Below are 3,499 nucleotides of genomic sequence, written 5' to 3' on the forward strand. Positions count from 1 at the left end.
GACAGCTAACCGTTCGGCAGTCAGTGATGTGTGACGATTTAAGATTTCGATCAAGCGCTGTCCTTTTGTGAGGGCTGTCGGTTGTTCTCTACGTTAGACAATAATAATATGAATCTCGATCACCTAAGGGAGACACTAATTGCCTCAATACATTCCGATGATGAGGCGACAGAGAGTATCGTGTCTAGACTTCATGAAGCCGAGATGGTGTTGTCACTTTGCACTGTTTGCGCTCCCTATGACAAGTATTCGGATGATTGTCGGATGCAGGCCTCATATTTACTTTCTAAGGCTGAACCCAAATTGCTCGCCGAGATAATGCCGCTGATCTGTGCCGTCCTTACTATTCCTCACCTAGATTATGTAGACATGAACCGTAAGATCGCGTGTCACTTGATTACAGCGATTCGGAAGGCTCTTCCATATTTTGAAGGAACACTTTATCATGACCTTGACGCTATAGCGGATGAATATGGTTGCCCTAAGAATGTCGTCTAACAAGGCGCTTCATCCGACGCGATACCGTTCGTTGTGAGATGAAGGTGCAGAGCTAAGAACATTAATGATGCGAAACTGGTTTACACGGCGCGGTTGAGCTCTACGTTAGGTAAAAATATATAAACATGAAAACAATATTAACACTATCAATAATATGTATTACGATTATGTCATCATTTTCAGATGAGTTGCCACAAGATGTGAATCGAATCGTTAACAAGAGATCAAAGGCTATTCAAATGATCGATAAAGTATATGTTGAGGAATTGCAAAAACTAAAACTATCGTATATGCGGAAAGGAGACCTAAAAACCTCTAACGTGATAGAGGCAATGATCAACGATATTGATACATTGGCGGATTCATCAGACGGAGATGATATTGCATCGCAGTATCTAGGCGTTTGGATTTTTAGAGTTGGATCATGGCAAAGCCAAAGAATAATTCGACCAGATGGGTCTGTCTTTCGTGCTAACAAACCCACAGAGCCAGCAAAGTGGATTACAGATCGGAAGAATTTAATTATTATATATCCAGACGGAGCAAAAGAAACTTTCGGATTACCAAAAAATGGTGTTATGATTTCTAACAGCAGAAAGGACAAGAAACAGACAACAGCAACAAAGGTTGACAAATAATAATACAAACCTAACAAGGCGCTTCATCCGACGCGATACCGTCTGTGAGTCAGAAACCATTTTGAGTTAAATCCGTTAATGATTGGAAACTGTTTTACATCGCGCGGTTGAGCTCTACGTTCGGTCATAATGAAGAATAATGACCAGGGGAGTAGTCGCACGTGATTGCACAAGGTATGAAGTCGCTCGTTGAAGGACATTTCGCGGACCATATCGTGAATGACACCTCACACTCCTAGAGACATCACGGTCGGTGTGAATAGCGGTAAGAATCGTGAGAATATGGCCGAGTGTTGTGTCGAGGATTTTACCGAACAAGGCGCTTCATCCGACGCGATACCGTTCGTTGTCCGAGGAATTTGTAGAGCTAAAATCGAGAATGATGCGAAACTGTTTTACACGGCGCGGTTGAGCTCTACGTTCGGCAAGAATAAGAATTCCATGAAGATACGTTTCTCGGTAGATCCAAAATTTTGTGGGCCGGTGTCAATTGGCACGCTTGATCTCATTCGTCTGATCATGGATCGTTGTTGTCTAGGACTTGGCGATGCGAAGTCTTTAGTTGACCGAGCAGTTTTTGACGGAGAGACGGTAGAGCTTCATGTGCCACGTGACTGTGATGCTGCAAACCTACTTGAAGATATGAAGAATCTTGATGGACCTGCGCGTGTGAATGCGGAGGTTGTTTCGTAAGCGAACTAAGATACATAAGAAATAATAATAAGCCGAACAAGGCGCTTCATCCGACGCGATACCGTTCGTTGTCCGAGGAAGTTGTAGAGCGAAAAACGTGAATGGTGCGAATCTGTTTTACACGGCGCGGTTGAGCTCTACGTTCGGCAATAATAAGAAAGAATATGCGTTGGAAGATCTTATCGTTATGCTGCCTCTTTGTAGCTTTCTGGCAGTGGTATGAAGTATTTGGAAGAGCTACCCATATTCGCATAATGATAGATAAATTTGGTATTGGTGGTGCCAATATTTCAGCAGGAATAATGATGATCTTCGTATTCTTTATTGGGACTTTTTTATCATTGTTTGTCGCATCTGTTTCATTTCGAAGACTTAAGACGATATCATCGTTTTATAGAACATGCGCTCTGACCAGCATGGTGCTCTTGATCTCCGGCGCATTGATTTGGGCTGGTTTAATTGTATCTCCCTTGGTGGAGATCGCCCCTCGATAAATGTGGCCGAACAAGACGAAGCATCCGACAGCTAACCGTTCGGCAGTCAGTGATTTGTGGAGATTAATATTTCGAGCAAGCGCTGTCCTTTTGTGAGGGCTGTCGGTTGTTCTCTACGTTGGGCAAAAATAAAAAGATTATGACTATCAGACTTCAATATTTTACGTTTGGACTATTAGCGTGCGCAGCACATGCTAATGAGTTGCCTCCGGAGTTTCATCCTTATAAGAGTCAGCTAGGCACTTGGGAAGGGAATGGCGTGCTGACGATTACGAACAATAAGGATACACAAAAATATAAATACACTAAATCTTCTTCAGTCAGGTATAATAAAAATATTAATGCAATTGTAGTAGTCCAGTCATTAAAAAATCCATTTAATTCCAATATCGTGACGGTTAGTTCTATTATACGATGGGACAGAGTGTCTAAGCTCTATAAGGGGTTGGCATCATCTGAAGCTGGGGACACGCGTGTGTTCTCGATCTCGTATAAGAGCAATGTATTCAACTATACGCAATTAGACTTGGAAGATGGTCACGACTTTAAATGCGTCATCAAGGTGGCCGATGATTCGAATTATGAAGAGAGCGGTGAATCATCAACACCGTCAGGGATTATTAAGTGGCGACTTAAATATTCTAGATCAGATCAAAAATAAGCCCAACAAGTCGCTTCATCCGACCGCTAACCGTTCGTAGTCAGTAACTTCTTAGAGATGAAAACCATTTGAGGTATTCGACGGTTGCTTCAGCGGCGGTTGAGCTTTACGTTAGATAAGAATAAGAATTCTGAGTCTCCGCGTTCGTTGACATGCAGATGGTCAGCAGTTTGGTTTTTGCATCACGATGACTACATCGTCATGCGGCACCCGCTACCAGATGGAAAGATTCTCGAAGAGAGAGCAGGGTGAAGCGCCAGGGTAACGCATCACGGATTCCGGAACGTTCCTTCGTCACTTCTTCCTGCATCCGTCATGCTGGCCGACATTATCTCACTCGTATGATTTCTGACTGATCGTCGGAGAGATTCAGAAGAGCCTTCGAGCCTTTGGTCAACCGCGCACCATTCGACTTTCAAAGCCGTATTGATCCCCTCGGATCTAACAAGTCATTGCGGCCGACCGGATACCGTCCCTAGTCCGAGAAACATTCTACACGCATGGGACATTCTACA

Annotated in this window: 4 protein-coding genes; all 4 read left to right on the top strand. The window is 43.5% G+C overall.

Annotated elements, in window-relative coordinates:
* The first annotated feature begins 623 nt into the window (after positions 1 to 623).
* The 4 genes from JO972_RS16610 to JO972_RS16625 all read left to right on the top strand — a co-directional run bounded on the left by JO972_RS16610 (position 624) and on the right by JO972_RS16625 (position 2,984).
* The gene (locus JO972_RS16610) at positions 624 to 1,136 is read left to right on the top strand and encodes a hypothetical protein (RefSeq protein WP_309491209.1); all 513 of its coding nucleotides are present in this window, start codon (positions 624 to 626) and stop codon (positions 1,134 to 1,136) included.
* 219 nt (positions 1,137 to 1,355) lie between these two features.
* Positions 1,356 to 1,829 (top strand): hypothetical protein, encoded by a 474-nt coding sequence (locus JO972_RS16615; RefSeq protein ID WP_309491210.1) that lies wholly within the window; start codon positions 1,356 to 1,358, stop codon positions 1,827 to 1,829.
* Between the two features lie 164 nt (positions 1,830 to 1,993).
* Positions 1,994 to 2,323, top strand: coding sequence for a hypothetical protein (locus tag JO972_RS16620; RefSeq protein ID WP_309491211.1), 330 nt, complete (start codon positions 1,994 to 1,996; stop codon positions 2,321 to 2,323).
* Positions 2,324 to 2,462: 139 nt separating this feature from the next.
* Positions 2,463 to 2,984, top strand: coding sequence for a hypothetical protein (locus JO972_RS16625; protein WP_309491212.1), 522 nt, complete (start codon positions 2,463 to 2,465; stop codon positions 2,982 to 2,984).
* Positions 2,985 to 3,499 lie beyond the last annotated feature (515 nt).

The sequence above is a fragment of the Oceaniferula flava genome (assembly GCF_016811075.1).
Lineage (GTDB): Bacteria > Verrucomicrobiota > Verrucomicrobiia > Verrucomicrobiales > Akkermansiaceae > Oceaniferula > Oceaniferula flava.

Bases quoted from the DNA above. Each gene is read 5' to 3' on its own strand.
- JO972_RS16610 (WP_309491209.1), top strand. From the start codon at position 624: ATGAAAACAATATTAACACTATCAATAATATGTATTACGATTATGTCA.
- JO972_RS16615 (WP_309491210.1), top strand. From the start codon at position 1,356: ATGACACCTCACACTCCTAGAGACATCACGGTCGGTGTGAATAGCGGT.
- JO972_RS16620 (WP_309491211.1), top strand. From the start codon at position 1,994: ATGCGTTGGAAGATCTTATCGTTATGCTGCCTCTTTGTAGCTTTCTGG.
- JO972_RS16625 (WP_309491212.1), top strand. From the start codon at position 2,463: ATGACTATCAGACTTCAATATTTTACGTTTGGACTATTAGCGTGCGCA.